The 26,531-nt window shown below is 69.2% G+C and carries 30 protein-coding genes and 3 tRNA genes; 22 read left to right on the plus strand and 11 right to left on the minus strand.

Translation table 11 applies throughout. From position 1 onward, the window contains the following. Positions 1 to 3 precede the first annotated feature (3 nt). A complete protein-coding gene (gene tkt, locus AB6A69_RS05920; protein ID WP_371060088.1) occupies positions 4 to 2,019 on the minus strand; it encodes a transketolase in 2,016 nt (671 codons plus the stop codon). Between the two features lie 219 nt (positions 2,020 to 2,238). Here tkt and AB6A69_RS05925 point away from each other — a divergent pair, with 219 nt between their 5' ends. Further along, entirely contained in the window at positions 2,239 to 2,817 is a 579-nt protein-coding gene (locus tag AB6A69_RS05925; protein ID WP_371060089.1) for a hypothetical protein, read from the plus strand. Beyond that, on the plus strand, positions 2,817 to 3,437 hold the full coding sequence (locus tag AB6A69_RS05930; RefSeq protein ID WP_371060090.1) for a cell division protein ZapA: 621 nt from the start codon (positions 2,817 to 2,819) through the stop codon (positions 3,435 to 3,437). Before AB6A69_RS05925 ends, AB6A69_RS05930 begins: the two co-directional genes overlap by 1 nt. A 25-nt stretch (positions 3,438 to 3,462) precedes the next feature. Here the strand turns inward: AB6A69_RS05930 and grxD are convergent, their stop codons facing one another. From grxD to AB6A69_RS05955, 5 genes are all read right to left on the minus strand, one after another. Then, on the minus strand, positions 3,463 to 3,825 hold the full coding sequence (gene grxD, locus AB6A69_RS05935) for a Grx4 family monothiol glutaredoxin (RefSeq protein WP_371056006.1): 363 nt from the start codon (positions 3,823 to 3,825) through the stop codon (positions 3,463 to 3,465). Beyond that, positions 3,822 to 4,100 carry a hypothetical protein gene (locus AB6A69_RS05940; protein ID WP_371060091.1) on the minus strand — a complete coding sequence of 93 codons (279 nt, stop codon included), beginning with the start codon at positions 4,098 to 4,100 and terminating at the stop codon, positions 3,822 to 3,824. The genes grxD and AB6A69_RS05940 overlap by 4 nt, the downstream gene beginning before the upstream one ends. A 7-nt stretch (positions 4,101 to 4,107) precedes the next feature. After that, positions 4,108 to 4,350, minus strand: coding sequence for a BolA/IbaG family iron-sulfur metabolism protein (locus tag AB6A69_RS05945; protein ID WP_371060092.1), 243 nt, complete (start codon positions 4,348 to 4,350; stop codon positions 4,108 to 4,110). Between the two features lie 192 nt (positions 4,351 to 4,542). Then, positions 4,543 to 5,013: a disulfide bond formation protein B gene (locus AB6A69_RS05950; protein WP_371060093.1), complete on the minus strand. Its 471-nt coding sequence runs from the start codon at positions 5,011 to 5,013 to the stop codon at positions 4,543 to 4,545. Further along, the gene (locus tag AB6A69_RS05955; protein WP_371060094.1) at positions 5,010 to 5,588 is read right to left on the minus strand and encodes a YqaA family protein; all 579 of its coding nucleotides are present in this window, start codon (positions 5,586 to 5,588) and stop codon (positions 5,010 to 5,012) included. Before AB6A69_RS05955 ends, AB6A69_RS05950 begins: the two co-directional genes overlap by 4 nt. 123 nt (positions 5,589 to 5,711) lie before the next feature. Between AB6A69_RS05955 and AB6A69_RS05960 the strand changes: the two genes are divergently transcribed. Beyond that, positions 5,712 to 5,795 (plus strand) — tRNA-Leu (locus AB6A69_RS05960). Between the two features lie 10 nt (positions 5,796 to 5,805). On the opposite strand, the gene AB6A69_RS05965 is transcribed toward AB6A69_RS05960, so the two are convergent. From AB6A69_RS05965 to AB6A69_RS05975, 3 genes are all read right to left on the minus strand, one after another. After that, complete coding sequence (locus AB6A69_RS05965) at positions 5,806 to 7,722, minus strand: tyrosine-type recombinase/integrase (RefSeq protein ID WP_371060095.1); 1,917 nt, start codon at positions 7,720 to 7,722, stop codon at positions 5,806 to 5,808. A 339-nt stretch (positions 7,723 to 8,061) separates the two neighbouring features. After that, a tRNA-Asn gene (locus tag AB6A69_RS05970) sits at positions 8,062 to 8,136 on the minus strand. A gap of 110 nt (positions 8,137 to 8,246) precedes the next feature. Next, entirely contained in the window at positions 8,247 to 9,167 is a 921-nt protein-coding gene (locus AB6A69_RS05975; protein ID WP_371060096.1) for an MBL fold metallo-hydrolase, read from the minus strand. A 39-nt stretch (positions 9,168 to 9,206) separates the two neighbouring features. On the opposite strand from AB6A69_RS05975, the gene AB6A69_RS05980 reads away from it, so the two are divergent. From AB6A69_RS05980 to AB6A69_RS06020, 9 genes are all read left to right on the plus strand, one after another. Further along, positions 9,207 to 10,514 (plus strand): ATP-binding protein, encoded by a 1,308-nt coding sequence (locus AB6A69_RS05980; RefSeq protein ID WP_371060097.1) that lies wholly within the window; start codon positions 9,207 to 9,209, stop codon positions 10,512 to 10,514. Positions 10,515 to 10,714: 200 nt separating this feature from the next. Beyond that, positions 10,715 to 11,035, plus strand: coding sequence for an STAS domain-containing protein (locus AB6A69_RS05985; RefSeq protein WP_371055522.1), 321 nt, complete (start codon positions 10,715 to 10,717; stop codon positions 11,033 to 11,035). After that, entirely contained in the window at positions 11,026 to 11,400 is a 375-nt protein-coding gene (locus tag AB6A69_RS05990) for a response regulator (RefSeq protein ID WP_371039013.1), read from the plus strand. The genes AB6A69_RS05985 and AB6A69_RS05990 overlap by 10 nt, the downstream gene beginning before the upstream one ends. A gap of 1 nt (position 11,401) precedes the next feature. Next, a complete protein-coding gene (locus AB6A69_RS05995) occupies positions 11,402 to 13,519 on the plus strand; it encodes a chemotaxis protein CheA (RefSeq protein WP_371060098.1) in 2,118 nt (705 codons plus the stop codon). 1 nt (position 13,520) lies between these two features. After that, the gene (locus tag AB6A69_RS06000; protein ID WP_371060099.1) at positions 13,521 to 14,012 is read left to right on the plus strand and encodes a chemotaxis protein CheW; all 492 of its coding nucleotides are present in this window, start codon (positions 13,521 to 13,523) and stop codon (positions 14,010 to 14,012) included. Continuing rightward, positions 14,009 to 14,902 carry a protein-glutamate O-methyltransferase CheR gene (locus AB6A69_RS06005; RefSeq protein WP_371060100.1) on the plus strand — a complete coding sequence of 298 codons (894 nt, stop codon included), beginning with the start codon at positions 14,009 to 14,011 and terminating at the stop codon, positions 14,900 to 14,902. Before AB6A69_RS06000 ends, AB6A69_RS06005 begins: the two co-directional genes overlap by 4 nt. Positions 14,903 to 14,916: 14 nt before the next feature. Beyond that, positions 14,917 to 15,303 (plus strand): response regulator, encoded by a 387-nt coding sequence (locus AB6A69_RS06010; protein WP_371039009.1) that lies wholly within the window; start codon positions 14,917 to 14,919, stop codon positions 15,301 to 15,303. Beyond that, a complete protein-coding gene (locus tag AB6A69_RS06015) occupies positions 15,300 to 15,920 on the plus strand; it encodes a CheB methylesterase domain-containing protein (RefSeq protein WP_371039008.1) in 621 nt (206 codons plus the stop codon). Before AB6A69_RS06010 ends, AB6A69_RS06015 begins: the two co-directional genes overlap by 4 nt. Next, a complete protein-coding gene (locus AB6A69_RS06020; RefSeq protein WP_371039007.1) occupies positions 15,917 to 16,444 on the plus strand; it encodes a chemotaxis protein CheD in 528 nt (175 codons plus the stop codon). The genes AB6A69_RS06015 and AB6A69_RS06020 overlap by 4 nt, the downstream gene beginning before the upstream one ends. Before the next feature lie 45 nt (positions 16,445 to 16,489). Here the strand turns inward: AB6A69_RS06020 and AB6A69_RS06025 are convergent, their stop codons facing one another. Further along, positions 16,490 to 16,855, minus strand: coding sequence for a hypothetical protein (locus AB6A69_RS06025; protein ID WP_371060101.1), 366 nt, complete (start codon positions 16,853 to 16,855; stop codon positions 16,490 to 16,492). 170 nt (positions 16,856 to 17,025) lie between these two features. Between AB6A69_RS06025 and AB6A69_RS06030 the strand changes: the two genes are divergently transcribed. The 3 genes from AB6A69_RS06030 (at position 17,026) to AB6A69_RS06040 (ending at position 20,065) form a co-directional block, all read left to right on the plus strand. Then, complete coding sequence (locus tag AB6A69_RS06030; RefSeq protein WP_371060102.1) at positions 17,026 to 18,894, plus strand: methyl-accepting chemotaxis protein; 1,869 nt, start codon at positions 17,026 to 17,028, stop codon at positions 18,892 to 18,894. 66 nt (positions 18,895 to 18,960) lie between these two features. Beyond that, a complete protein-coding gene (locus AB6A69_RS06035; protein ID WP_371060103.1) occupies positions 18,961 to 19,458 on the plus strand; it encodes a hypothetical protein in 498 nt (165 codons plus the stop codon). A gap of 100 nt (positions 19,459 to 19,558) precedes the next feature. Further along, on the plus strand, positions 19,559 to 20,065 hold the full coding sequence (locus tag AB6A69_RS06040) for an HIRAN domain-containing protein (protein ID WP_371060104.1): 507 nt from the start codon (positions 19,559 to 19,561) through the stop codon (positions 20,063 to 20,065). 95 nt (positions 20,066 to 20,160) lie between these two features. Here AB6A69_RS06040 and AB6A69_RS06045 read toward each other — a convergent pair. Continuing rightward, positions 20,161 to 20,250, minus strand: a tRNA-Ser gene (locus AB6A69_RS06045). 164 nt (positions 20,251 to 20,414) lie between these two features. Here AB6A69_RS06045 and AB6A69_RS06050 point away from each other — a divergent pair. From AB6A69_RS06050 to AB6A69_RS06080, 7 genes are all read left to right on the plus strand, one after another. Next, complete coding sequence (locus tag AB6A69_RS06050) at positions 20,415 to 21,227, plus strand: hypothetical protein (protein WP_371060105.1); 813 nt, start codon at positions 20,415 to 20,417, stop codon at positions 21,225 to 21,227. A gap of 209 nt (positions 21,228 to 21,436) precedes the next feature. Then, positions 21,437 to 22,093, plus strand: a complete 657-nt coding sequence (locus AB6A69_RS06055) for a 50S ribosomal protein L21 (RefSeq protein WP_371060106.1) — start codon at positions 21,437 to 21,439, stop codon at positions 22,091 to 22,093. A gap of 6 nt (positions 22,094 to 22,099) precedes the next feature. Continuing rightward, positions 22,100 to 22,369: a 50S ribosomal protein L27 gene (gene rpmA / locus AB6A69_RS06060; RefSeq protein ID WP_371060107.1), complete on the plus strand. Its 270-nt coding sequence runs from the start codon at positions 22,100 to 22,102 to the stop codon at positions 22,367 to 22,369. Between the two features lie 89 nt (positions 22,370 to 22,458). Further along, positions 22,459 to 22,998 (plus strand): GNAT family N-acetyltransferase, encoded by a 540-nt coding sequence (locus AB6A69_RS06065; protein ID WP_371060108.1) that lies wholly within the window; start codon positions 22,459 to 22,461, stop codon positions 22,996 to 22,998. A gap of 52 nt (positions 22,999 to 23,050) precedes the next feature. Next, positions 23,051 to 24,109, plus strand: a complete 1,059-nt coding sequence (gene obgE, locus AB6A69_RS06070) for a GTPase ObgE (RefSeq protein ID WP_371060109.1) — start codon at positions 23,051 to 23,053, stop codon at positions 24,107 to 24,109. Next, positions 24,097 to 25,203 (plus strand): glutamate 5-kinase, encoded by a 1,107-nt coding sequence (proB, locus tag AB6A69_RS06075; RefSeq protein ID WP_371060110.1) that lies wholly within the window; start codon positions 24,097 to 24,099, stop codon positions 25,201 to 25,203. Before obgE ends, proB begins: the two co-directional genes overlap by 13 nt. A gap of 54 nt (positions 25,204 to 25,257) precedes the next feature. Beyond that, positions 25,258 to 26,523, plus strand: coding sequence for a glutamate-5-semialdehyde dehydrogenase (locus AB6A69_RS06080; RefSeq protein WP_371038998.1), 1,266 nt, complete (start codon positions 25,258 to 25,260; stop codon positions 26,521 to 26,523). The last annotated feature ends 8 nt before the right edge of the window (positions 26,524 to 26,531 follow it).

The following is a 26,531-nucleotide window of genomic DNA, read 5'->3' on the forward strand; positions in this document are numbered from 1 at the left end:
CGCTCAGAGCAGCGCCCTGGCCCGTTCCGCCACCGCCTCGGCGGTGATGCCGAACTCCTCGAAGAGCACCTTGGCCGGCGCCGAGGCGCCGAAACTGTCCATGCCCACGAAACCGGCCTTCTTCTCGCGCCCGCGCTCGCCCAGAAGCCAGCGGTCCCAGCCCTGACGGACGCCCGCCTCGACCGCGACGCGGACCGGGCCGGCGGGCAGGACGCGCTTGCGGTAGGCTTCGTCCTGCGCGGCGAAAAGCTCCATGCAGGGCATCGACACGACCCGCGTGCCGATCCCCTCGTCCTGAAGCATGTCGCGGGCGGCGAGCGCCACATGCACCTCCGAGCCGGTGGCGATCAGGATCGCCTGGCGCTTGCCCTCGGCCTCGGCGAGGACGTAGGCGCCCTGCGCCGACAGGTTCCGGGTCTTGTGCTCGAGCCGCACGGCGGGAAGCCCCTGCCGCGAGAGCGCGAGCACCGAGGGCGTCGCCGTGGCGGTCAGCGCGAGTTCCCACGCCTCGGCCGTCTCCACCACGTCGGCGGGGCGGAAGAGGCGGGTGTTGGGCGTGGCGCGGTGGATCGCCAGGTGCTCGACGGGCTGGTGCGTCGGCCCGTCCTCGCCAAGCCCGATGGAGTCATGCGTCATCACGTAGACGACCGGCTGGCGCATCAGCGCCGAAAGCCGGATCGCGGGGCGCGCGTAGTCGGTGAACACCATGAAGGTGCCGCCATAGGGGCGGACGCCCCCGTGCAGCGCCATCCCGTTCATCGCCGCCGCCATGGCGTGCTCGCGGATGCCGTAATGGAGGTAGCGGCCCTTGCGGTTGTCGGTGTCGAACACGCCCAGATCGTGGGTCATCGTGTTGTTGGAGCCGGTGAGGTCCGCCGAGCCGCCGATCGTCTCGGGCATGATCGGGTTCACCACCTCGAGCACCATCTCGGACGCCTTGCGGGTGGCGACCTTGTGATGCGCCTCCGCGGCCTGTTTCTTGAGCGCGCGGATCGTGGCGGCGAGCCGCTTCGGCACGTCTCCCGCCTGCATCCGGTCGAATTCGGCGCGCTTGCCGGCGCCGAGCGCGTCGAGCCGCTCCTGCCACGCGGTGCGATGGGCGGCGCCGCGGCGGCCGACCTCTTCCCACCACCCCTTGATCTCGGCCGGCACCTCGAAGGCGTCCTCAGTCCATCCATAGGCGGCCTTGGTGTCGGCGACGAGCTGCGGGTCGGTGAGCGCGCCGTGCCCCTTGGCGGTGTCCTGCGCGGAGGAGCCGAGCGCGATGTGCGTCTTGCAGGCGATGAGCGAGGGGTGCGGCGCGGCCTTGGCGGTCTCGATCGCGCGGTCGATCGCCTCGGGGTCGTGGCCGTCCACCTCCTGCACGTGCCAGCCCGAGGCCGCGAAGCGGGAGAGCTGGTCGGTGCGGTCGGCAAGGCTCACCTTGCCGTCGATGGTGATCTCGTTGTCGTCGAAGAAGACGATCAGGCGCGAGAGTTCCTGCCGGCCGGCAAGCGTGAGCGCCTCCTGGCTGACGCCTTCCATCAGGCAGCCGTCGCCGGCGATGCAGTAGGTGTAGTGATCGACGATCTTCTTGCCGAAGCGCGCGCGCAGCGCCTCCTCCGCGATGGCGAAGCCCACGGAATTCGCGAGGCCCTGGCCGAGCGGGCCGGTCGTCGTCTCGATGCCCTGCGCGAGGAAGTTCTCGGGGTGCCCCGCGGTCCGCGCGCCCCATTGCCGGAAGTTCCGGATCTCCTCGAGGGTGATCTCGGGCGAGCCGGTGAGATAGAGCAGCGCGTAAAGCAGCATCGAGCCGTGGCCCGCCGACAGGATGAAGCGGTCGCGGTCGGCCCAGTCGGGATGCGCGGCGTCGAATTTGAGGTGCCTGGAAAAGAGCACCGTGGCCACGTCGGCCATGCCCATGGGCATGCCGGAATGGCCCGAGTTCGCGGTGGCCACGGCGTCGAGCGTGAGCGCGCGGATGGCGCAGGCGCGCCTCCAGTGGTCGGGGTGGGCGGTGCGAAGCGCGTCTATGTCCACGGGGGCTCTCGTCCTTTTCGGGCTGGCTTTCGGGCGGGGTCGCGACCCTCTGGGCGCCTCAATAGCAAGGCATGGGGGAAGTTCAAGCGCGGCCTATAAGCCCTTGACAAGGCAGGGGGCGCAATTTCCGCTGCGGGACGTTAGACTTGGGCGGGCGGCCGGATCCGCCGATTCGCGGACAACGCGGACGGGCCGGCGCGGTAACGGAGGACGAGGGGCATGGCCGAGCTCGAAGACCTGGAGCGGCGCATCGCGCGCGCGATGGACCGGATCGCCGGAGGCGTCGAGGCGCTGTCCGCCCGCGCCGCCGCGCCCGTGCCGGAACCGGAGCCCGCCGCCGACACCGAGGCGCCCGAGCGCCTGCGCGCCGCTCTCGAGGAGGAGCGCGCGGTCACGGCCCAGCTCGAGGAGCGGGTGCGCGCCATCAAGGAGCGCCAGGAGACCCGCGTGGCCCGGCTCGAGGCGCAGGTGGCCGAGCAGGCCGCGGCCATGGCCGCGCTCGACGAGGAGTTGCAGCGCCTGCGCCGCGCGAACCAGCAGTTGCGCGACAACAACGCCGCGCTGCGGCAGGCGAACGAGGCCGGGCTGGCCGAGCCGCAACTCGTCAACGGCGCGATGGTCGCCGAACTCGAGGCGCTGCGCGCGCTGCGCGCCTCGGAGACGGCGGAGATGCAGGCCGTGCTCGCGCGGCTCGACCCGTTGATCGCCGAGGCCGAGCGCCCCGCGCCCGGGGCCGGCGGCGATGACGGGGCAGGGGCGCCGCGCCCCGACGCGGACAGCGCACGGGAGGGGATGTGATGCCCGAAGTGACGATCCAGATCGGCGGCCGCAGTTTCCAGGTCGCCTGCCAGCAAGGCGAGGAAGCCTATCTTCACGCCGCCGCGAAGCTTCTGGACGACGAGGCGACCGTCCTCGTGAACCAGATCGGGCGCATCCCGGAGTCGCGGCTTCTGCTCATGGCGGGGCTGATGCTGGCCGACAAGACCGCGGGGCTCGAGGACCGGCTGCGCGCGGCCGAGGACCGGCTTGCCGGGCAGGAGGCGCGGTCCGAGGGCGCCGCCGCGCCCCGGGACGATCGCCTGCGCGACGCCGAGGCGCGGATCGCCGCGCAGGAGGCGGAGCTTGAGGACCTGCGCGCCCGGCCCGAGCCCGCGGAGACGGAAGCCGCCGCCGCGCGATTACAGGCGGCCGAAGCCCGCCTCGCGGCGCAGGAGGCCGAACTGGAAGAGTTGCGCGCCGCCGCAGTCTCGGCGCCTGCGCCGGCCGAGGCGGTGCCCGATCAGGCCATGGAGAGGCTGTCCGCGCTCGCCGCGCGCGCCGAGGCGCTGGCCGACACGGTCGAGGCCGAGGCGACGGGGGCGGCGGAAGAGGCGGCGGCGGACGGCGCCGCGCGGACCGGACCGCCGGGGGGCGCCTGACCCGCCGGCGCCCGGTGCCGCGGGATCAGCCGTTGGCTTCGCGGATCTTCTCGGCGGCGTCCTTGTCGTAGGCCACGCCGTTGGCCTCGAGCAGCTGGTCGAGTTCGCCCGAGAGCGTCATCTCGGTGATGATGTCGCAGCCGCCCACGAATTCCCCCTTGACGTAGAGCTGGGGGATGGTGGGCCAGTCGGAGTAGTCCTTGATGCCCTGCCGGATATCCTCGTCGGCGAGCACGTTCACGTCCGCGAAATCCACGTTCATGTAGGTCAATACCCCGGCCACGCGGCTGGAGAAGCCGCATTGCGGCATTTCCTTGGTGCCCTTCATGTAAAGCACCACGTCGTTGGCTTTCACCGTGTCCTCGATGCGGGTCTTGGCGTCGGTCATCGCTTGTCCTCTCGGTCAGGGTCACGCGCCGGGGCGTCCGTCGCGTCGTCCTCGGTCGGGGCGTCGGCCCCCTCCTCGTCCGTCCCGGGGCCGTCGGCGTCCTCCTCGGGCTCGGGCGGTTCCTCGTAGCTCGGCGCCTCCTCGTCGAACTCGAAGGCGTCGCGCGCGTTCTCGGGCGGGCCGTGCACCTTGCGGTGGCGGATCTCGTGGAAGGCCGCGTAGCCGAAGAAGGCGCCGAACACGCTCACGACCACCCAGGGCAGATACTCGAGCATCGGCGGCTCAGTCCGGCGCCTTGGTGGTCAGCGCCAGCGCGTGCAACTCGCCGGCCGCGCCGTCCATCTTGCCCTTGAGCGCGGCGTAGACGGCGCGCTGCTGCTGGACGCGGTTCATCCCGCGAAAGCTCTCGTCGATCACCTCGGCGGCGTAGTGGTTTCCGTCTCCGGCGAGATCGCGGATCGTGATCCGCGCCTCGGGGAAGGTGGCACGGATCAGTTCCTCGATCTCCTGGGCCTGCATCGCCATTCGGTCGGGCTCCCCTTCCTGTTTCGGCTCAGACTTAGTCTGCCCGTCCATGGCGTGCAAGAGACCGCGCGGCCCAACCGGCGCCCCCGCGCACACGGTCGGGCAAGGGGGGATGCGGGCGCGTCGCGCCGGTCGCGAACGGGCCGGGGCGCGCGCGGGGCGGAGCCGCCCCCGCCACCCCGCCCGGGCGGCCTAGGCGCCGCGCGAGTGGCGCGCGGCGGCCAGCCACAAAGCGGCGAGAGCGAGGGCGGCGAGCGCGTTCCAGCTCGCCATGCTGAGGCCCAGAAACTGCCAGGCGACCTCGTCGCAGCGCACCAGCGGCGCGGCCATGATCTGCGCGGTCAGCTCCTCCACCGAGACGCGCGCGAGATCGCCGCCGCCCGCGCAGGCGGCGGGGCCCTCCCACCAGCCGCGCTCCACCCCGGTGTGGTAAAGCCCGATCCCGCCGGTGGCGAGCGCCGCGCCCCCACCCAGCAGCGGCAGGAGCGCGCCGGGACGGGCGAGCGCGGCGGCGCCGATCGCCACCGCTGCCGCGTGCGGCCAGCGCTGCCAGAGGCAGAGTTCGCAGGGCGCGAGCCCGCCCAGATACTGGAAGGCGAAGGCCGCGACGAGCAGCGCGGCGGAGCCGCCGGCGGCGGCCAGGACCAGAGAAGTGCGGCTCACATCACCCTCACGACCAGGAAGCCCCCGATCAGGAGCACGACGAAGAGGGTGAAGACAAGCCCGAGCCGGCGCTCGATGAAGTCGCGGATCGGCGCGCCGTAGACGCGCAGGAGTGCGGCCAGAACGAAGAACCGCAGCCCGCGGGCCAGCACCGAGGTCGCGATGAAGGTCGCGAGCGGCAGCGCCGTCCACCCCGACATGATGGTGATGACCTTGTAGGGAAAGGGCGTGACGCCCGCCACGAGCACCGCCCAGACCCCCACGCCGTTGAAGGTGTCGTTGAAGGCGGCCATCGCCTCCTCCTTGCCGAGCGCCTCGAGGATCGGCCGGCCGAGCGTGTCGTAGGCGAAGGCGCCGATGGCGTAGCCCGCGAGCCCGCCCGCCACCGAGGCCAGCAGCGCCACCGCCGCGATCAGCCAGGCCCGCGACGGGCGGGCGAGGATCATCGGGATCATCAGGATGTCGGGCGGGATCGGAAAGACCGAGCTTTCCGCGAAGGCCACCAGCGCCAGCGCCCAGAGCGCGCGCGGATGCTCGGCGAGCCGCAGCGTCCAGTCGTAAAGCCCGCGGAGCATGGCGGCCGGCGTCCCCTCGTTACGGTCACGGGGCGCGAGAGACCACGTGCCGCGCGCCCGGTCAAGCGCAAGCGCGGGCTCTGCACTGGACACGCGCGCGCGGCGCGGCTAGACCGGGGCCGGGCCCAAGTGGCGGAATGGTAGACGCAGGGGACTCAAAATCCCCCGGCTTCGGCCGTGCGAGTTCGAGTCTCGCCTTGGGCACCAGTCTCAGGACTCATAGCCAGTAGATGACCATAGCGGCGAGAGCGATGGCCGAGAGGAAGACCTTCGGGCAGGCGGCCCGTGCGCGCTCGACATAGGCCACGGACTCACATTCCGCTTGGAAGGTTTCCGTTTGATAGCGCTGCGCGGCCTCCATGCGCCGGGAATTCACGCGGTTCCGGAGCTTCGACAGCGCGAAGCCGCCCGGGTTGTAATTCGTAATGCCGACATCCCGCTTCACATGCCCCATGAGAGCCCACCGCTGGGAATCCGGGCACTCGGCCTGGATCAGGAGATGATTGAACGTCGTCCGGAAGCTGTGGAAGTCGCGCTGGGTGTCGTAGATCTTGTGGTCCTGACGATACCTGGTGAACCGCTTCGAAAAGGTCTCGGTGTAGGTTTTCTTGTTCTCGCTCCGCGCGAGCCAAGGGAACAGGCGTGGCTTTCCTGCGCGCCGGAGCATTGCGACGAGTTGAAGGAACCCCAATTTCAGCAGGTTGTCATGGATCGGAATCGTACGACGTGACGCCTTGCTCTTGAGGCTCTGGCCCGGGCCCTGCTTCAGGACGATGCAGGGGATGTCATCGATGACCTGGACATCCTCGAGATATAGTTGAAGCACCTCTTCGCTGCGCAGGCCCATGTGGACCGCGATGAGGGGTGCCCAGAACATCGGATCGCCCACGTCCTCGAGCCGATCCTGGAAGATGGGCGTCCGGAACAGACCGTCCAGTTTTCCGCACCAGGTCAGGCGCTCGTTGTCCTCTTCGAGGATCTCACGGCGCTCGTATTCCGCGGTCTCCCAAATATGGTCTTCCATGATGTTCTCGGTGAGGTAACCGCGCTTCTTGAGAAAGATGCAGATGCGCTGGAAGTCCTGCATGTGACGGTAGATCGTCGCCGTCCGGAGGCGTTTGATACGTCCTTTCAGAATCTCGGATTCGATCTTGCCGGGACTGGCGCCCTGTTTCTCGAGGCGGGCGCGCGTGATCTCGGCAATGTGCTTCTCGGTCGCGTCGGCGTTGTCTGCGGCCTCTTGCGGGGACAACTTGCTGGTCTTGGCTTGGTATGTGTGGGGAATGCGGGCGATGAGCTCCCAGGCTTCCTTCAGGTCCTGATTGGTGATTTGGTCGAAGCGCCTGCCGCCAAGAATCCGCGAAAACAGGCGTGCCGTCGAACGCACATTGGGGGCGGTGTTCCGGGCCCAGCTTTTTCCAGCCTTCTCGTTGACCTGCTCGGTTGCCTTGAACGACTTGTAGCCCTTGCTTCGGAGGTCGATGTACAGTTCCGAAGCCTCGTCGATCGTGGGGCAGGAGCGCTCGGCACGGGGCGGTTCCGGTGGTTCGTTGGCGGCTTCCGTCGCCGTCGGAGCAAGATGCGCTTCGCGCGCACTGTCGGTTCGAACCGGTTCGGAACTCACTGATGGCGCTTCGGCATTCGAGGTGTCTCGGCACATCGTCGGCATGATTTCCGGGTCTTGGCGAGGCGCCTGCGGGAGAGCCGAGGCCGTCTGGCGGATAAGATGCGGCGCGGACGCCAAGGGTCCACGGTCGATGAGGTCACGGGCCGCTTGCAGCGTTCCGGAAGGCCGGCCGAAGTCGCCGCGATCCCGGCGGCCGTTCTCCTCCTCGGCCTCAAGCATGACGCGCAGGGCCCGAAACGCGAGGCGCTGCCAATCTGGGTCGGTCTCGTCGAGCGTGATGCCGAGACGTGCGGCGACGTCGCGGAGCGGATTGCGCGCTATGTCGCGGTCCCGCATCGCAATCGCGTGCCGCAGCGTCTCGACGGCGGCGTTGGCGCAGGCAAGGTCGTAGGCCGCGATTTCGGGCGAGCGCTGGGGGGCGATCTCGCGCGCAGCATCCGCCGCCTCGATGAGGAAGCGGCAGAGCTCCACGAGGAGCCTTTCCATGATGTCAGGCGCGATCGCCATCGTTCTCTCCGTCATCCCGGCGAAGGCGATGTCGCTCAGAAGCGTAAGCTTCTGAGCGAGGGCCTTCGCGTCGGGGAGGACGTGGGATCGGAGGGAAAACAGGAGTGACGACTTTTTTGATGGGGTACATCCCTTCAGGACCCGGCGCGGCCAACGCCGGCGCCAGTGGAAGCCTGACGGCCGGTATTCGAGATGGGGTTGCGTCGAGACCCGTGACCGCATGTCTTCGACTCCTGTGCCAGCGTTTGTGCCAAGCGCGGTGACAGGAATCGTGCCATGTTGGGAAGTCTGCGACTCTTATCGCAGATTACCGAGCAATTTTAGTGCTTTGAGGAAGATTGGCTCCGGCGGTAGGGATCGAACCTACGACCAATTGATTAACAGTCAACTGCTCTACCGCTGAGCTACGCCGGAACACGGTGGGGGTCATAACAAGGTGCGGCACCGGCGTCCAGCCCGTTCGTCCGGGAAATCTCGTGCGCCGGCGAGCGTGACTGGTCGTGCGGCGGCGCGCGTGCCCGGGGTCAGCGCGCGGGCGCGGCGAAGACCGCGTGTTCGCGCAACGCGCCTTCGGGTTCGGCAAGACCGCGGGCGCGAAGGTCGAGAAGATGGGCGAGGACGTTGCGTGTCGCCGCGGGCAAGAGCGCTTCGGGCGTGTCGGTGTAGATCCGCCGGGCGATCTCGGCCGCCGTTCCGGGCGCGGCGGCGAGGGCCGCGCGGATCTGGGCCTCGCGGGCACGACGATGGCCGATCAGCCAGTCGAGCCGCGCCCGCGGCTCGGCGACGGGGCCGCCGTGGCCGGGATGGAAGACGCGCCAGCCCCGGCGCCGCAGCCGTGCGCAGGACGCCATGAAATCGCTCACGTCGCCGTCGGGCGGAGAGACGAGGGAGCTTGCCCAGCCCATCACGTGGTCGCCGGTGAAAAGCGTCTCGCCCCAAGCCAGGCTGACGTGATTGCCCATGTGGCCGGGTGTGTGGAGCGCGGTGAGCCGCCAGCCCGCGCCCTCGATCTCGGCGCCGTCGGCAAGCCGGACATCCGGTTCGAAGTCGTGGTCCACGCCCTCGCCTCCGCCGGCGAGCCCGGCGGCGGCGAGTTCTTCCATCGCCGTGCTCCGGCCCGCCGTCGCGCCCCCGAAGGCCATCACCGGCGCGCCCGTCGCCGCGGCCAGCGAACGGGCGAGCGGGCTGTGGTCGCGGTGGGCATGGGTCACGAGGATGTGGCTGACGCGTGCGCCGGGCGGCACCGCGTCGAGGATCGCCCGCAGATGGCCCGGATCGTCGGGCCCCGGGTCGATCACCGCGATGTCGCGGTCGCCGAGAAGATAAGTGTTCGTGCCCCAGAACGTCATCGCAGAGGGGTTCGGCGCCAGAATCCGCCGCAAGCCCGGCGAGAGGCCGCGGGCGAAACCGGCGGGCGGGGCGGAGTCGTCGCTCGGGTCCGGCATTGCTCTTCCTCCTGGCGCGGGGCAGGTCTAGGTTTAGGCATGATCTTCGGCTGGCTCAAACGCTACGTCCCGCGCGGCATCTACGGGCGTGCCGCGCTCATCCTCGTTCTGCCCGTGGTCACCTTGCAACTCGTGGTCTCGGTGGTGTTCATCCAGCGTCACTTCGAGGGCGTGACCGAGCAGATGACGCGCAGCGTCGCGCTCGAGATCGACCTCCTGCTCGAGCGGCTGGAGACCGGGGGGATGGCCGAGGTGCAGGACCTCGCGCAGACGCTCGACTACACGCTTCGGCCGGTCGATGCCGCGGCCGTGCCGGACACCGACCTGCGCCGCTGGTTCGATTTCTCGGGCCTCGTGGTGATCCGCACACTGAAGGAGCGCCTGCCGGAGTACCGCGCGCTCGTCCTGCCCGACAATCGCGAGGTCGCGTTCTACGCGGAGAGTGCCGCCGGGCCGGTGCGGCTCGATTTCCGGCGGGTGCGGCTTTCGGCCTCGAACCCGCATCAGCTTCTGGTGAACATGGTGTTCTTCGGCGTGCTGATGACGGTTATCGCCTTCATCTACCTGCGCAACCAGCTGCGCCCGATCACCCGGCTCGCCCATGCCGCGAAGGCGTTCGGCCTCGGCCGGCACGTTCCCTACCACCCCTCGGGCGCCGAGGAGGTGCGCGCGGCCGGTCGCGCCTTTCTCGACATGCGGGCGCGGATCGAGCGCCATATCGAGCAGCGCACGCTGATGCTGTCCGGCGTCAGCCACGACCTGCGCACGCCGCTCACGCGGCTGAAGCTCGGGCTCTCCATGCTGGACGATGCCGACAGGATGCCGCTCGAGCGCGACGTGGAAGAGATGCAGCGCCTGCTCGACGAATTTCTGAGCTTCGCGGGGGGAGATGCGGGCGCGGCGGAGCCGGAGCCCGTGGACCCGGGCGCGCTCTTGCGGTGCGTGGCCGAGGACGCGCAGCGCGCGGGCAAGGACGTGACCGTGGCCTTCGTGGACGCGCCCGAGACCGTGCATCTGCGCCCGGTGGCGGTGCGGCGGGCGCTCGAGAACCTGATCGGCAACGCCGTGCGGTACGGCACGCGGGCCGAGGTGTCGGTGCGGTCGTCGCCCGGTGCGCTCGTCTTCTCCGTGGAGGACGACGGGCCGGGCATCCCGGGCGAGCTCCGCGCGGAGGCGCTGAAACCCTTCGCCAGGCTCGACCCGGCGCGGAACCAGGATCGCGGCACCGGTGTGGGGCTTGGCCTTGCCATCGCGGCGGACGTGGCCCGCGCCCATGGCGGCAGCCTTCACCTGGGCGAAAGCGATCGTCTCGGGGGGCTTTGCGCCGAACTTCGGCTCGCGCGCTGAAGGCGGGTCGGCTGGCCCCGCACCCGCCCGCCCCTCGCGGGGGCTTTCCCGGCTTTCTGGCCCCGTGATCTCCCCATGCGCGTCGCCGGCGCCCGATCCCGCGCAACCTTGTCTTAAGCCTTTGGCTGTAGCGCTTGTTCCCGGGTCGGCCTGACGCCGTGCCCCGGGGCCGACACCCCGGCCATGGAAAGGAGGATCGCGTGGAAGACACCGCCATCGCCCCCCCGCCGCCGCGCCGGCTCGCACTGCCTGCGCGGATGGATCCGACCGCCGCCGAAGAGCTGTCGGAGGCGTTGGAACACCTGCGCGGCATTCCCGTGCAACTCGATGGCGCCGCGGTGCAACAGGCGGGCGGCCTGTGCCTCCAGCTTCTCGTGATCGCTGCGCGCCAGTGGCGCGAGGACGGGCTCGCGTTCGGCCTCACGGACAGGTCGGACGCGCTCGAAGAGGCGCTGGCGCTTCTCGACCTCGCGCGCGTTCTGGGCTCCGACAGAGGTGAGGATCAGCCTGCATGTCACTGAAAGTTCTTGCCGTCGACGATTCCCGCACCATGCGCAGCATGCTGGAGGACGCCCTCGCCGAGGCCGGTTTCGAAGCCCACCTCGCCGAAGACGGAGAGGATGGGCTGCGCAAGCTCGAGGAGGTCCAGCCCGATCTCGTGATCACCGACATCAACATGCCCAGGCTGGATGGCTTCGGCTTCATCGATGCGGTGCGCGCCGACCGGCGGCACCGGGGACTGCCGATTCTCGTGCTGACCACGGAAAGCGCGCAGGAACTGAAGGAGCGCGCCCGGCGCGCCGGTGCCACCGGCTGGATCGTCAAGCCCTTCGACGAGGCGAAGCTCGTCTCGGCCATCCGCCGCGTCGCGGCTAGGCAGGTGTAGAATGGCGGCGCGCGACTCCCTTCGCGATACCTTCTTCCAGGAGTGCGAGGATCTTCTCGAGGTCATGTCCGACGGCTTCCAGCGCATGGAGGCGGAGGAGGCCGACGCCGAGACGGTGAACGCGGTCTTCCGCGCCGTGCACTCGATCAAGGGCGGTGCCGGGGCCTTCGGCTTCGACACGCTGGTGGGCTTCGCCCACGCGCTCGAGAATGTTCTGGACGACATGAGGAACGGTCGCGTGGCCGACAGTGCCGCGGTCGCGCCGCTGCTTTTCCGCGCGGGCGATCGTCTTTTCGACCTTGTCGAGGCCGAGCGCTCGGGCACCCCGGCCGACGCGTCATCCGCGGAGCACCAGGCGCTTCTCGCCGAGTTGACCGCCGCGGGATCGGGGACGGGTGCGGCCGTGCCGCCGGCACCCGTGGCCGGGACGACAGGGGCGGAAACGGAGGCAGACGATGCGGGCTTCACGCCCACCGCGCTGACGCTCGACCTTCTCGACGATGCCACGGACGCGGGGCCGCAGGATCCCGACGCGGTGACCGAGCTGCGTTTCGCGCCGACCCGGGCGCTTTACGCCTCCGGCAATGACCCGGTGCCGCTTCTGCGCGCGCTTGCCGATCTCGCGCCCTTGTCGTGCGAGGCCGAACTCGATCGGCTACCGGCCTGGGACGAAGCGGAATGGGACGCGGGCTACCTCTCCTGGCGTGTGCGTTTCGAGGTTCCGGTGGCGCGCGCCGATGTGGAGGAGATCTTCGAATTCGTGGCCGAGGACGCGGGCCTCACGTTCGGGGCCGAGCCCGCAGAACCCGCCGCGCCGGACGCTCCGGCACCTTCTCCGGTCGCGACGAATGGCGAGGCCGGGCCCGCCGTGCGGTCGGATGGCGCGCCACGCGCCGCCGCACCCGACCAGCGCCGCTCGATCCGCGTGGATCTCGAGCGGGTGGACCGGCTCATCAACCTGGTCGGGGAACTCGTCATTGCCGAGGCCATGCTCAGCCAGTCCCTCGTCGGGGCGGACGCGCGCCAGGATCCGGCGGTGGTGGCGTCGCTCGGCCAGCTCAAGCAGTTGTCCACCGAATTGCAGGAGCGGATCATGGCGATCCGCGCCCAGTCGGTGAAACCGCTGTTCCAGCGCATGGGCCGGATCGTCCGGGAGGCGGCCGCCGCGGTCGATCGCGACGTCCGGCTCGTCACCGAGGGAGAGGCGACGGAGGTCGACAAGACCGTGATCGAGCGCCTTGCCGATCCACTGACTCACATGCTGCGGAACGCAGTGGACCATGGGATCGAACCGCCCGAGACGCGCGAGGCGGCGGGCAAACCCCGCCAGGGTACCGTTCAGCTTTCCGCGGCACATCGCTCCGGCCTCGTCGTGATCGAGATTTCCGACGACGGCGCCGGCATAGACCCGGCCCGTGTGCATGCCAAGGCGGTGGAACGCGGGCTCGTCGCGCCCGACGCGGACCTCAGCGAGCAGGAAACGCTGAACCTCGTCTTCGAACCAGGATTTTCCACCGCCGGCGCCGTTTCCAGCCTTTCCGGTCGTGGCGTCGGCATGGACGTGGTGCGCACCGAGATCCATGCGCTCGGCGGACGGGTGAGCCTGCGATCGGCTCCGGGCCGGGGCACCACGGTCACAGTCAGCCTGCCGCTGACGCTCGCCGTGGTCGAGGGCATGCTCGTGGAGGTGGCCGGCGAAACCCTTGTCGTCCCGTCGACGGCGCTGCGCGAGACGCTTCGCGCGAACGACGCGGCGGTTCATCGTCTCGGCGCGGGGGGGCCGGTCCTCTCCATGCGTGGCGCGTTGATCCCGCTCTTCGACCTCGGCGCCGCGCTCGGCTATCGCCTGCCGCCGGAGGAACCCGTCGGAACCGCCATCCTTCTTGTCGAAAGTTTCTCGGGGCAGCGCGTGGCGATCGCCGTGGATCGCATCCTCGGACAGCGCGAGGTCGTCATCAAGGGGCTGACGGAGAACTACGGACAGGTTCCGGGCATCGCCGCGGCCACGATCCTTGGCGACGGACGCATCGCCCTGATCATCGACGTGGACGAGGTCGCCAATCCAGAACGCGGCCAGCGCGACGCCGAGTCCCTTCCCAGAGCCTTCGGAGCCTGCTGACATGGAACGCGTTGCCCCAGAAACCGCCGTAGAGAGCATCCAGCTTCACCGCGAGATCGTGTCTTTCCGCGCGGCCGGTCAAGATTTCTGCATCGATATCGGCCTCGTGCGTGAAATTCGCGGATGGACGCCGACGACGCTCTTGCCGCGCGCACCGGACTTCGTCACCGGCGTGATGAACCTGCGAGGCAACGTGATCCCGGTCATCGACCTCGCCCTCCGGCTTGGCCTTGGCCGCACCGAGCCGACCGAACGCCACGTGATCGTGATCGCCAACCTGGGCGGCGGGACGGTCGGCCTGCTCGTCGAGGCGGTCTCCGACATCATCACGGTCGAGGCGGAGGGTTTGCGCCCGACGCCGGAGGTGGCCGGCGGGGGTGGAAACGGTTTCGTCGAGGGTGTCTTTACCGTCGAGGACGCGCTCATCCGCGCGCTCGACCTCTCCCGCGTGCTGCCGGCAGCCGAGAAACCGCTCGAGGACGTGATGCTATGACGCGCGCGGTCGTCACCCCGATTGCCGGTCAGGCAGAGCTTTCGGACGCGGATTTCGTCGCCCTCGCCGCGCTCATTCACCGGGAAACCGGCATCTGCCTGCCGCCGGCGAAGCGTGCCCTGCTGCAGTCGCGCCTCTACAAGCGGCTCAAGGCGCTCGGGCTGGCGGGGTTCTCCGAATACCGTCGGCTGCTGGAGTCGCGCGCCGACCCGGCAGAGCCGGCCGAACTGATCTCGGCGATCACCACGAACGTCACGCGCTTCCATCGCGAGGCGCATCATTTCGATCATCTTGCCCGATCGGTCTTGCCGGAACTTGTCGCGCGGGCCCGCCGTGGCGCGCGGGTCAGGCTCTGGTCGGCGGGCTGCGCCACGGGGGAGGAACCCTACACCCTCGCCTTCGCGGTGCTCGCGGCCAGTCCCGACGCGCATGCGCTCGATATCCGAATTCTCGCCACGGACCTCGATCGCACCGCGATTGCGCGCGCCAAGGCCGGCATCTACCCGGAGGCGGCCCTTGCGCCCCTCGACCCGGCGATGCGCGGCGCCCATTTCGAGCGCGACGTGCAAACCGGAGACATGCGTGTCACCGACGCTCCGCGACGGCTCGTGCGTTTCGGTGTGCTGAACCTCCTCGATGCATGGCCGTTTCGCGGGGGCTTCGACGTGATCCTGTGCCGAAACGTAGTCATCTACTTCGACGCGGAGACGCAGGACCGGCTCTGGCGACGCTTCGCCGCGATACAGAAACGCGCGGGCGATCGGCTTTACATCGGTCATTCCGAGCGTCTTTCGGAGCGGGCGCGCGCCTTCTACCGGCTCGACGGGCCCGGCTATGTCCGAACCGACCTTGCTGCCGACACCCCGCAGCCCGGCCAGACCAGCAACTGAAGGAGCGCGCCGCGATGGGCGTCAAGAACAACCTGCACGTCATGATCGTGGACGACATGTCCACGAGCCGCGGGCTCATCACGCAGGCCATGGATGAACTCGGCATCACGAACTACCAAACCGAGAAGGACGGCGAGAGCGCGCTGAAACGACTCGTTGCGCGGCCGGTTCATCTGGTGATCTCGGATTACAACATGCCGGGGATGGACGGGCTCGCGCTTCTGGAGGCGCTGCGCAAGAACAAGGTGACGCAGCGCATCGGGTTCATCCTGATCACCGGTCGTGCCGACCGGGAGCTTCTCGTGAAGGGTCAGCAGCTCGGCATGAACAACTACTTGCCGAAACCCTTCACGACGCCGCAGATGCGCGCCTGCATCGAGCGCGTGACGGGGCCGCTGTGAACGCCCGACCCGAAGGCGGGTTGCTGGTCTGTATCGGCGCGTCAACCGGAGGCATCGCGGCGCTCGAGGCCATCCTGCCTTTGCTGCCGAGGGATGCGCCGCCAACGCTGGTGGTCCAGCACATTCCCGGCCGGTTCGCGGGCGGCCTCGCCACGCGCCTCGCCCGCCACTGCGCGGGGTCCGTGCGCGAGGCCAAAGACGGGATGGAGCTCAAGCCGGGGAGCATCCTCTTCGCGCCGGGCGGTGATCGTCATCTTGCCATCGACCCCAGCGGCCGCCGGTGCCGGCTGGTCGAAGGGCCGCCATGCGCGGGCCACCGCCCTTCGGTGGACGTTCTGTTCCAGTCGGCCGCCCGTCACGGGCGACGGGCGGTGGGCGTCCTTCTTACCGGAATGGGGCGAGACGGCGCGGCCGGGCTCGCCGCGATCCGCGCGGCAGGCGGGCGCACCATCGCGCAATCCGAGGAAAGCTGCACCGTCTACGGGATGCCACGCGCCGCGATGGACCTTGGCGCCGTGGAACTTTCGCTTCCGCCCGTGCGGATTCCCGCCGCGCTTCGCGCCCTCGCGGCCGGGCCGCCGCGCGAAGGCCAGCTTCGGCGTGGGGAGGCCGAATGAACACGCAGCACGTGATCCAGGGCGAATTTCGCGTGGCGGATGGGCCGGACGACGTTTTCGTCACCGTGCTCGGCTCCTGCATCGCGACCTGCCTGACCGACCGCGTGGCCGGCGTGGGCGGCATGAACCATTTCCTCTTGCCGCACGACACGGTGCCCGGCGGCAAGGAGACGCGCTACGGCATCAACGCGATGGAACTGCTGATCAACGCGATCCTCAAGTCCGGCGGCGCACTGCACCGGCTGGAGGCCAAGGTGTTCGGCGGCGCCAACACCACCGGGTCCCGCCTGGGTATCGGCGATGCGAATGCCGAATTCGCGTTCTGGTTCCTGCGTAACGAAGGCATTCGCTGCGTCGGATACGACGTGGGCGGCACACGCGCCCGAAAGCTTCGCTACTGGCCGCGAAGCGGTATCGCGCAGCAGATGGTGCTGCCGGCGGCGTTCGCGCCCGACCCGGAACCGCGTCCGGCATGCCGTGCGCCGCTGGCGGGACCCGGTCCCGGCGATCTGGACCTTCTCTAGGCGCGACGGTTTCTGGAAGCTGGATCATCGGTGGGCGCCGGAGCGCTAGAAAAGGTCCACCTCGCCCGGCGTCTGCGTGGTCCTGCGCGCGCCTGTCGCGCGGCCCGTCAGCCGATCGGCCACGTCGCGCAACTGCAAGCCATCCGCGAGCGTTTCAGCGGCAAGCGGCGCCCCTTTCGGCAACGCTGCTGCCAGGCGTGTCTGGAACACGGCGATATCCGCGCAGTGCTGACGAAGCCGGTCGAGGTCCTGCAGCGCTTCGCTGCGCAAAGCCGACCTTGCCGTGCGGGGGGCGAAGGCCCCGTCGAGAGACGCGGCCAGCGCGGCCAGCCGCTCGAGCTCTGCCGCGAGCCGCAGGTGCAACTGTGCAAGGACCTCTGTGTCTGCCTTCGCGGCGGCGGGATCGGTCATGGGGTACCTTCGGAACCGTGTTTCGGCCGTCCTGACACGCTCTGATGAATGCCCGGTTAAGACCTGCAAACGCGATGTCTCTCCGGTGTTTACCTGCTCTTCAGACGCGATCGGCAATGGTCCTGCAAAGCGCGCCGTTGCGCTTGCCAACATTGTCTTAGGAGATACCGATGCGCAAATTCGGGCTGGGCGAGCAGATCTTCGGCCTCGCGGCCATTCTGACATTCGTCACGCTGGCCGTGGCGGGCATGTCCTTTCTCAAGCTTCACCAGACATCGGCCGACCTCCGCCTCGCCACGTCGCTGGCGGCGCAGTCTGAATTCGTCTCCAACATGAAGGAAGACATCGTGCAGGCGCATCTGGGCGCGCTCGCCTTCCACAACGGCGAGACGGACATGGTGGCTCAGGTGCGGTCGAATCGCGCCGAGGTCGTCGAGGCGCGGGGGCGCGTGCGTGAGATGTTCGGCGCGGCCGTTCCCCCCGATGCCCGCGACGCCGCGCTCGCGACCGAGGTCGACCGTCTCGCGGCGGCCTTCGAGTCCTATGGCGACGCGTTCGAGCGGGCGGAGATCGCCAACAGCATGACGCGCATCAAGATCTTCGAGGACACGCTCAAGCCCGAGGCGCGCCGCATCGAGGCGGAGCTCGACGGGGTGCAGGAAGCGCTTCAGGCGCGGGTTCAGGACGTGCAGCGCGCGGCCGAGGCGCAGGCCGAGCGCACGCGCGTGGTGATGGCGCTCACCGTTCTCTGCGCGATGGCGTTGGGATCTTTGGCAGCTTACCTGATCAGCCGCATGATCACCCGCTCGGTGGAGCGTGTGGCGGCCGGCATCGAACGGATCGCGTCCGGGGACCATGATGCGGAAATCGCGGGCGCGGACCGTCGAGACGCAATCGGAACCATCGCGCGCAACCTCGAGGAACTCGGCCGGACGCTGGGCGATGCGGAACGCGAACACGCCGCGCGCCGGGCGCTCGAAGAGCGGCGCACGGCTGTTCTGGCCGATCTTGCCGAAAAGCTCGTCGCGCTTGCAGACGGGGCGCTCGACGTTCGGGTGGCCGGCGCGGACGATCCCGAGCTCGACGAGGAGACGCGCAAGTTCTGTCGTGACTTCAATGCGCTCGCGGAAACGCTGGCGACGCTCATCGCACAGGTCCGGCTCAGTGCGACCACCGTCAAGGCCAGTGCCGAAGAAGTGGCACAAGGGGCGAGCGAGTCGTCGCGGCGAGCCGAATCGCAGGCCGCGACGCTGGAGGAATCGGCCGCGGCGCTCGACGAACTCACCGCCAGTGTGAAATCCGCCGCCGAGAAGGCGGGCGAGGCGGATCACGCCGTCGGCGAAGCGCGCGCCGAGGCCGAATCGAGCGGCGAGGTGGTGCTGAACGCTGTCGAAGCGATGCACGAGATCGAGGAGTCCTCGCGTCAGGTGACCCGGATCATCGGCGTGATCGACGATATCGCGTTCCAGACAAATCTCCTTGCCCTCAACGCCGGCGTCGAGGCCGCCCGCGCCGGCGAGGCGGGGCGGGGCTTCGCCGTCGTGGCGTCCGAAGTGCGCGCGCTGGCGCAGCGGGCCTCCGGCTCGGCACAGGAAATCCAGGCGCTCATCTCGAAAAGCGCCGCGCAGGTCGAGCAGGGGGGGAAGCTCGTCGGCCGCACCGGCGAGGCGCTGAAGCGGATCGTGACGCGTGTCGGGAACGTGGCCGATCTCGTGTCCGACATTGCGACCTCCGCGCGCGAGCAGGCGGTCGGGCTTCAGGAGATCAATACGGGCATCAACCAGCTCGACCAGGTGACCCAGCAGAATGTCGCGGCGATCGAGGAGGCGACCGCGTCCAGCCACCAGCTCAAGAGCGAGGCCGAGCGCCTCGCGGCGGCGCTCGGGCGCTTCTCGCTCGCCGACATGCCCGCCGCGGCGGCCGAACCTGCGCGCCGGGCCGCGCCTGCGCCTGCGGCGGCACCGCCGCGGTCGGTGAGGCGCGCCGCCGCCGGGGGCGGCGGGGATGCATCGGCGTCCGACGCGTGGGCGGAGTTTTGAACCTGCGCCGGGCTGGCGCTATCTCCACGGCGGGTCGGCGCCACCTTTCCGCGACGGGCCGCGCGGGTGAGCGAAGACGTCGATCTTGCGAAGCTGGGCCGGAGCTTCAAGGGCGCCCGCGGCAAGCTCATGTTGCGCGAGTCGGTGCAGGTGACGGCGGCGGGCGGGCCAGCTCCGGCGCAGGACTGGCGCCCGAGCGACGTCACGCCCGATCTGAGCCGGGCCATGACGCGCGAGACGCTGACGGCATCGCGGGATGCGATCTGTGCGGCCTTCGGCGTTCTGCCGCGCTTGCTCTACAACGCGACGACAGGGCCGATGGTGCGCGAGTGTCAACGGCATTTGGCGCAATGGACGCTCCAGCCTATCGCGGCGCTCATGGCCGAAGAGGCGACGGCGAAGCTGGGCCAGCCGGTGACGATGGACTTGATGCAGCCGCTCCAGGCGTATGACGCGGGCGGACGTGTTCGCGCGGCGGCGGGCGTGGTGCAGGCGCTTGCGCAGGCGAAAGAGGCGGGCGTAGCCTCGGAGGCGGCCTTGAAACTGGTAGGCTGGAAAGAATGACATAGGGAAACACGATCAAGAAGGAATCAGTGCTATCGAACTCATAATCATAGCGATCATACTTGTCGGCGGCGGGATAGCTCTGATCGGCGGATTAAGAATGATCTTCAAAGGCAAACGTAGTGTTTCGTCTGAACCTGAAAAACCGGAACGCAGCAAGCGACAGAACGACGAAAACAAGCAATGGCGTGATCTCGACATTGAATGGCGGCATCCAGGAGCAGACTGGGTTTACTTGCCTAAACTCGATAAGGACAACGAGTGCAAATTGGTCACCATACGCGACTTGGGGCACCGAGAGGCGGTAAAACCGCTCATCGAACGAGTAACAAAAAAACGCGACTATTCTATTTCACTGGAGAGAGAGCCTACGAACCGGCACGATCCGAATGCTATACAGGTGATGGACAACACTGATGGCTCTGGTGTTGCAGTCGGTTACTTGCCAAAGGAAGTTTCAGCAGCGATTGCGAAGAGGTATAGCGCCGACATGCCAATATCAGTGATCGTTAAACGGGCAATCGAGGCGCCGGAGGGAGACATATATTTGCGCCTAGCGCCGCTTGTGCCAAAGAAATCCTTAAGGAAGCAACACGAGTTAGGTTAGCTCTGACACACTTTCAGCGTTGGCGGGTAGGATGGCAATATTCACTCACGAAATCCATCCAGATGATTGATTTCATACGATAAACATAGATAAAATGGCGGAGAGACAGGGATTCGAACCCTGGGACCCCTTGCGAGGTCAACGGTTTTCGAAACCGTCCCGTTCGACCACTCCGGCACCTCTCCGCGGGGGTCTGGGGCGGGGATGTAGCGGGTCGAACGACCCCGTGCAACCCGGAATCCCCGTGCCGCGCTGGCCGGCGCGCGGCAATGGTGGCGCTTGGAAAGCGCGAGGCGCGCGCGTAGGCTGCGGATCCGGATGTTCTGCCTTCATCCCACGGAGTACCGCCATGTTCCTACGGCCGCTGGCCATCGCCGCCCTTCTGATCGCGCTCCTTCCGGCGGCGGTGCGCGCCGACGATGCCCGACGGCTCGGCGATCTGCTCGGATTTGCCGACATCGTCGAGATCATGCGCGAGGAAGGTGTCGCGCATGGCGAGCAGCTCGCCCGGGAGTCACTTCCGGGGCGCATCCCGGGCTCCTGGCGCGCGACGCTCGACCGGATCTACGACACCGAACGGATGGAGGGGACGCTCCGGCGTGTCTTCGCGGACGCGCTCCGGGGCACGGACACGGCGCCCCTGGTCGCCTATTTCGAGACGCCCGAAGCGCAGCGCATCATCGGCCTGGAAGTCAGCGCACGGCGCGCGATGGTGGATCCCGCCGTCGAGGCCGAGGCCCGCGCCGCCGCCGCGGTGCGCCCGCCGGAGGACCCGCGGCGCCGGCTCGTCGCGGATTTCGTGGAGACGGGCGATCTGGTGGAGGCCAACGTGGCCGGGGCGCTCAACGGGCAGTTCCTGTTCTATCGGGGCATGGCCGACGGCGGCGGGCTGGAGATTTCCGAGGCCGAGATGATCGACATGATCTGGGCGCAGGAGGAAGAGACGCGTCAGGACACGCGCGAGTGGCTGATGGGCTTTCTGCTGCTGGCCCACGGGCCTGTCGAGCTCGCCGCGCTCGAGCGGTATGTCGATGCCGCCGGTACGCCGGCGGGACAGGCGCTCAACGCGGCGCTTTTCGCGGGGTTCGACGCCATGTTCGCCGAGATCTCCTATGCCATGGGCCGCGCGCTTGCCGCGGAGATGGAGATGCAGGATCTCTGAAGCCGCTTCCCGAGCGCGGGCGGGCTTGACATCGCGCGGGCTTGCCCCGATAAGCGCGGCTCACGGGCGCGGTCGGAAGGCCGTGCCCTCTCATTTTCACATGACGCCCCGCGGGGCGCGCTGCCCGAGGCGGGTGGATCTCGATCCCACCCGGAACGCCCGGACCGATCCCCGGGGGCCGCAGGGCGCGGAACGGAAAGGTCAAAGCCATGTTTGCGGTCCTGAAGACCGGCGGTAAGCAGTACAAGGTCGCCCCCGGCGACACGCTGCGCGTGGAAAAGCTCGCCGCCGAGGCGGGCGAAACGGTCCAGTTCAACGAGGTCCTGATGCTGGGCGGGGACGAGGTTCGCCTTGGCGCCCCGTTCGTCGACGGCGCGGCGGTGCAGGCCGAGGTGCTCGACCAGTTCAAGGGCGAGAAGGTGATCCATTACGTGCGGCGGCGGCGGAAGCACTCGTCCAAGCGCACCAAGGGCCACCGGCAGCACCTCACGCTCCTGCGGGTGACCGACATCCTCGCATCGGGCGCCGAAGGCACGGGCGTCAAGGCGGCGACCGGCGCCGGGTCCGTCCCGCGCGCGGCCGAGGCGGTCGCGCCCAAGGGCAAGCCGGCCGCCACGGCCAAACCGCAAGCCGCCGCATCCGCGGACGGGACTGCGGAAGGGGCGGACGATCTTCGCAAGCTCTCGGGTGTCGGCCCGAAACTTGCCGAAAAACTCAACGCGGCCGGGATCACCAGCTTCGCGCAGATCGCCGCGTGGACGGAAGAGGACGTGGCCCGCATCGACGAGCAGCTGTCCTTCAAGGGCCGGATCGAGCGCGAGGGCTGGATCGAACAGGCCAAGGCGCTCGTCGCAGAAAAGGAGTAACGGGATATGGCACACAAGAAGGCAGGCGGCTCGTCCCGCAACGGCCGCGACTCCGCCGGGCGTCGGCTTGGCGTGAAACTCTTCGGCGGCCAGCACGCGACGCCGGGCTCGATCATCGTGCGCCAGCGCGGCAACAAGTGGTGGCCGGGCGAAGGCGTGGGCCAGGGCAAGGATCACACGCTGTTCGCCGTGTCCGAAGGGCACGTGACCTTCCACAAGGGCTTCAAGGGCCGGACCTTCGTGTCGGTCCTGCCCGTGCAGGACGCCGCCGAGTAGACCGGCCTCGGAACCGATGCAGAAGGGGGACCGGCGCCGCCGGTCCCCCTTCGCGTTTTCAGGGGGCGTCGCGGGAGGAGGGACGTGACATGACGATCGAGAGTGTTCGAACCCAGCCCGCCATCGAGACGGCGCGCTTCGATCTCAGGCCGCTTCGAAAGTCTGACCAGGGACTGATCGAGCTTTACGTGGGCGATCTGCGCGTCGCGCGGATGACGCGCTCGATCCCGCATCCGCTGCCGCCCGGAGCGATCGACGCCTTCATCGCGCGCACCCTCGGATCCGACCGGGAGGAGGATGTCTGGGCGATGGACGCCACCAAATCCGACGGCCCCGAAGTCATGGGCGTGATCGGACTGAAGCGGATGGACCGCAACCAGTCCGAGGTGGGATACTGGGTGGCGCCGGCCTACTGGAACACCGGGCTTGCCAGCGAGGCTGTGCGCGCGCTTGTCGAGGCCAACCCGATGGGGCAGGCGGCGATGTTCGCGTCGGTCTTTCAGGACAACGCCGCCTCGGCGCGCGTGCTGACGAATTGCGGTTTCGCGTATCTGGGCGATGCCGAGGCCTATTCGGTCGCGCGCGGCGCCAAGGTGCCCACATGGACCTACAGCCGCAAACTGGATTGAGCCGTCCGCGCGCCCGCGCTAGAGGGCGATGCGGCGCAGGAGAACAGAGCCGATGAAGTTCCTCGATCTGGCGAAGGTGGACATCCGCTCGGGAAGCGGCGGCGCCGGTGCCGTCAGTTTCCGGCGCGAGAAGTTCGTCGAATACGGCGGCCCCGATGGCGGTGATGGCGGGCGCGGCGGCGATGTCTGGGCCGAGGCCGTCGACGGGCTGAACACGCTCATCGACTTCCGCTACCGGCAGCATTTCTTCGCCGACAACGGCCGCCACGGCATGGGCAAATCGCGCACCGGCGCGGATGGTGCGAGCGTGACGCTGCGGGTGCCCGTGGGCACCGAGATCCTCGAGGACGATCAGGAAACGATCGTCGCCGACCTGACCAGGGTGGGCGAGCGCGTGCTCCTCGCCAAGGGCGGCAATGGCGGCTGGGGCAACCTGCGCTTCAAGACCTCCACCAACCAGGCGCCGCGGCGCGCCAACGCGGGGCAGGAGGGGGTGGAGCGCACACTCTGGCTGCGTCTCAAGCTCATCGCCGACGCAGGGCTTCTGGGGCTGCCCAACGCGGGCAAGTCCACCTTCCTCGCGACCACCTCCAACGCGCGGCCGAAGATCGCGGACTACCCGTTCACCACGCTGCACCCCAATCTCGGCGTGGTCGGCGTGGATGGCGTCGAATTCGTCGTCGCGGACATACCCGGCCTGATCGAGGGGGCGCATGAGGGGCGCGGCATCGGCGACCGTTTCCTCGGCCATGTCGAGCGTTGCGCGGTGCTGCTGCATCTGGTGGACGGCACGTCCGGGACGGTGGCCGAGGACTGGCGCACCATCATCGACGAGCTCGAGGCCTATAGCGGGCACCTGGCGGACAAGCCGCGGGTCACCGCGCTCGGCAAGGTGGACGCGCTGGAGCCGGAAAGCCTGGCCGAGGCGATGGCCGAGCTCGAGGCGGCCTGCGGCGGTCCTGTGCACGCGCTGTCCTCGGTGAGCGGCGAGGGCGTGACCGAGGTGTTGCGCGCGCTCCGCGCAGAGATCGACGCGGGCCGCGCGGCCGAACGCGCCGCCGAGCGCGAGGCGGAAGGAGACGGAGAGGAGCCCCCGTCATGGCGGCCCTGAAGGACGCCCGCCGGCTCGTGGTGAAGATCGGCTCGGCGCTCTTGGTGGAAAGCGCGGGCGGCGGGCTTCGCCATGACTGGCTGGAAAGCCTGGCCGAGGACGTCGCGCAGCTGCGTGCGCGCGGCACGGAGGTCGTGCTGGTCTCGTCGGGGTCCATCGCGCTCGGGCGCGGCGTGCTGGGCCTTTCCGGCGCGTCGCTGCCGCTGGAGCAGAGCCAGGCGGCCGCGGCGGTGGGCCAGATCCGGCTTGCGCGCGCCTACGAGGAGGTGCTGGCGCCGCATGGCCTCGTCGCCGCGCAGGTGCTGGTGACGCTGGAGGACAGCGCGGACCGGCGGCGCTATCTCAATTCGCGCGCCACGCTCGGCACGCTTCTCGCGCTCGGCGTCGTGCCCATCGTGAACGAGAACGACACGGTGGCCACGGACGAGATCCGCTATGGCGACAACGACCGGCTTGCCGCGCAGGTCGCGGTGACGGTGGGGGCGGACCAGCTCGTGCTCCTGTCGGACGTCGACGGGTTCTACACCGCCAACCCGGCCGTGGACGCGTCGGCGCGGCGGATCGACGTGATCGACGCGATCACGCCCGAGATCGAGGCGATGGCCGGCGACGCGGGAAGCGGCCTGTCGAAGGGCGGCATGAAGACGAAGCTGATGGCCGCGCGCACCGCGACGGCGGCGGGCTGCGCCCTGGCGATCACGCGAGGGATGCGACAGAACCCGTTGCTTGCGCTTGAAAAGGGCGCGCCGGCGACCTGGTTCACGCCGCAGACCGACCCGGCCTCGGCCCGCAAGCGCTGGATCGCGGCGATGAAGCCCCGGGGCGAGATTCGCGTCGATGCCGGCGCGGCGGCCGCCTTGAGCCGCGGCAAGAGCCTGCTGCCGGCGGGCGTGGCCGCGGTCAGCGGCGCCTTCGGGCGCGGCGATCCGGTGGCGATTTCCGATGCCGCCGGCGCCAAGCTGGGCCAGGGCCTGTCGCGCTACACCGCCGAGGAGGCGCGCGCGATCGCCGGGCGGCACTCATCCGACATCGAGGCCGCGCTCGGGTATCCGGGCCGTGCCGCGATCGTTCACCGCGACGACATGGCGCTCTGAGACGCTTGCCGTTATGATCACCGCACGAGACCGCTCCCAGGCGAGGGGACGCCCATGAAGGATCTGCCCGACATTCCCGCGATGATGGACGGCCTGGGCCGCCGTGCGCGCGCCGCCGCGGCCGAGCTGGCCTATGCCGACCCGGCCGCCAAGACGCGCGCGCTCGAGGCCGCCGCCGATGCGCTGGAGGCCGCGCGCGCCGAGCTTCTGGCCGCCAACGCAAAGGACCTCGATTTCGGCCGCGAAAAGGGTCTTTCGCCCGCGATGATGGACCGCCTCGCGCTGGACCCGGGGCGGATCGACGGCATCGCGGCGGGGCTGCGCGCCGTGGCCGCCCAGCCCGACCCGGTGGGCCAGGTGATGGCGGAATGGGACCGGCCCTCGGGCCTGCACATCCGCCGCGTGCGCACGCCGATCGGCGTGATCGGGGTGATCTACGAAAGCCGGCCCAACGTGACCGCCGATGCCGGCGCGCTCTGCCTCAAGGCCGGGAACGCGGTGATCCTGCGCGGGGGGTCGGAAAGCCTGCATTCCTCGGGCGCGATCCACGCCTGCCTTCAGGAGGGCCTCGTGGCCGCGGGGCTGCCGCGCGACGCGATCCAGCTCGTGCCTGTCCGCGACCGCGCCGCCGTGTCCGCGATGCTGGGCATGACCGGGCATATCGACGTGATCGTGCCGCGCGGCGGCAAGGGCCTCGTCGGGCTCGTCCAGCGCGAGGCGCGGGTGCCGGTCTTCGCCCATCTGGAAGGGATCGTGCACATCTACATCGACGCGGCCGCCGATCCGGTGAAGGCGCTCAAGGTCGTGCGGAACGCCAAGACCCGGCGCCCCGGCATCTGCGGCGCGGCGGAGTGCCTGCTGATCCACGAGGCGGTGGCCGACAGCGTGGGCCATGGCGTGATCCGCAACCTCGTCGAGGCGGGTGTGACGGTGCATGCCGACGAACGTCTCGCCCGCATCGAGGGCACGCTGCCGGCCACGGAAGAGGATTGGGGCCGCGAATACCTCGATATGGACATCGCCGCGAAGGTCGTGCCCGACATCGACGCCGCGATCGCGCATATCCGCGCCTTCGGGTCGCAGCACACCGACTGCATCCTGACCGAGGACGACGCCGCGGCGGCGCGCTTCTTCGAACGGCTCGACAGCGCGATCCTGATGCGCAACGCCTCGACCCAGTTCGCCGACGGGGGCGAGTTCGGGATGGGCGCGGAGATCGGCATCGCGACCGGCAAGTTGCACGCCCGCGGCCCGGTGGGGGCGGAGCAGCTCACGAGTTTCAAGTACCTCGTGGACGGCGACGGAACGGTGCGATCCTGACGGCGCGC

Source organism: Rhodosalinus sp. 5P4 (assembly GCF_041365695.1).
In the GTDB taxonomy this organism is placed as follows: Bacteria; Pseudomonadota; Alphaproteobacteria; order Rhodobacterales; family Rhodobacteraceae; genus Rhodosalinus.

Coding starts and splice junctions, on each gene's coding strand:
- AB6A69_RS06080 (WP_371038998.1), top strand. CDS start 25,258: ATGAAGGATCTGCCCGACATTCCCGCGATGATGGACGGCCTGGGCCGC.
- AB6A69_RS05975 (WP_371060096.1), bottom strand. CDS start 9,167: ATGCCGGACCCGAGCGACGACTCCGCCCCGCCCGCCGGTTTCGCCCGC.
- AB6A69_RS06055 (WP_371060106.1), top strand. CDS start 21,437: ATGTTTGCGGTCCTGAAGACCGGCGGTAAGCAGTACAAGGTCGCCCCC.
- AB6A69_RS05930 (WP_371060090.1), top strand. CDS start 2,817: ATGCCCGAAGTGACGATCCAGATCGGCGGCCGCAGTTTCCAGGTCGCC.
- AB6A69_RS06030 (WP_371060102.1), top strand. CDS start 17,026: ATGCGCAAATTCGGGCTGGGCGAGCAGATCTTCGGCCTCGCGGCCATT.
- AB6A69_RS06000 (WP_371060099.1), top strand. CDS start 13,521: ATGGAACGCGTTGCCCCAGAAACCGCCGTAGAGAGCATCCAGCTTCAC.
- proB (WP_371060110.1), top strand. CDS start 24,097: ATGGCGGCCCTGAAGGACGCCCGCCGGCTCGTGGTGAAGATCGGCTCG.
- AB6A69_RS06040 (WP_371060104.1), top strand. CDS start 19,559: ATGATCTTCAAAGGCAAACGTAGTGTTTCGTCTGAACCTGAAAAACCG.
- AB6A69_RS05990 (WP_371039013.1), top strand. CDS start 11,026: ATGTCACTGAAAGTTCTTGCCGTCGACGATTCCCGCACCATGCGCAGC.
- AB6A69_RS05925 (WP_371060089.1), top strand. CDS start 2,239: ATGGCCGAGCTCGAAGACCTGGAGCGGCGCATCGCGCGCGCGATGGAC.
- rpmA (WP_371060107.1), top strand. CDS start 22,100: ATGGCACACAAGAAGGCAGGCGGCTCGTCCCGCAACGGCCGCGACTCC.
- AB6A69_RS06005 (WP_371060100.1), top strand. CDS start 14,009: ATGACGCGCGCGGTCGTCACCCCGATTGCCGGTCAGGCAGAGCTTTCG.
- AB6A69_RS05955 (WP_371060094.1), bottom strand. CDS start 5,588: ATGCTCCGCGGGCTTTACGACTGGACGCTGCGGCTCGCCGAGCATCCG.
- AB6A69_RS06020 (WP_371039007.1), top strand. CDS start 15,917: ATGAACACGCAGCACGTGATCCAGGGCGAATTTCGCGTGGCGGATGGG.
- AB6A69_RS05940 (WP_371060091.1), bottom strand. CDS start 4,100: ATGCTCGAGTATCTGCCCTGGGTGGTCGTGAGCGTGTTCGGCGCCTTC.
- AB6A69_RS05945 (WP_371060092.1), bottom strand. CDS start 4,350: ATGGCGATGCAGGCCCAGGAGATCGAGGAACTGATCCGTGCCACCTTC.
- AB6A69_RS06050 (WP_371060105.1), top strand. CDS start 20,415: ATGTTCCTACGGCCGCTGGCCATCGCCGCCCTTCTGATCGCGCTCCTT.
- AB6A69_RS06065 (WP_371060108.1), top strand. CDS start 22,459: ATGACGATCGAGAGTGTTCGAACCCAGCCCGCCATCGAGACGGCGCGC.
- AB6A69_RS06010 (WP_371039009.1), top strand. CDS start 14,917: ATGGGCGTCAAGAACAACCTGCACGTCATGATCGTGGACGACATGTCC.
- AB6A69_RS06025 (WP_371060101.1), bottom strand. CDS start 16,855: ATGACCGATCCCGCCGCCGCGAAGGCAGACACAGAGGTCCTTGCACAG.
- grxD (WP_371056006.1), bottom strand. CDS start 3,825: ATGACCGACGCCAAGACCCGCATCGAGGACACGGTGAAAGCCAACGAC.
- AB6A69_RS05980 (WP_371060097.1), top strand. CDS start 9,207: ATGATCTTCGGCTGGCTCAAACGCTACGTCCCGCGCGGCATCTACGGG.
- AB6A69_RS05965 (WP_371060095.1), bottom strand. CDS start 7,722: ATGGCGATCGCGCCTGACATCATGGAAAGGCTCCTCGTGGAGCTCTGC.
- obgE (WP_371060109.1), top strand. CDS start 23,051: ATGAAGTTCCTCGATCTGGCGAAGGTGGACATCCGCTCGGGAAGCGGC.
- AB6A69_RS05995 (WP_371060098.1), top strand. CDS start 11,402: ATGGCGGCGCGCGACTCCCTTCGCGATACCTTCTTCCAGGAGTGCGAG.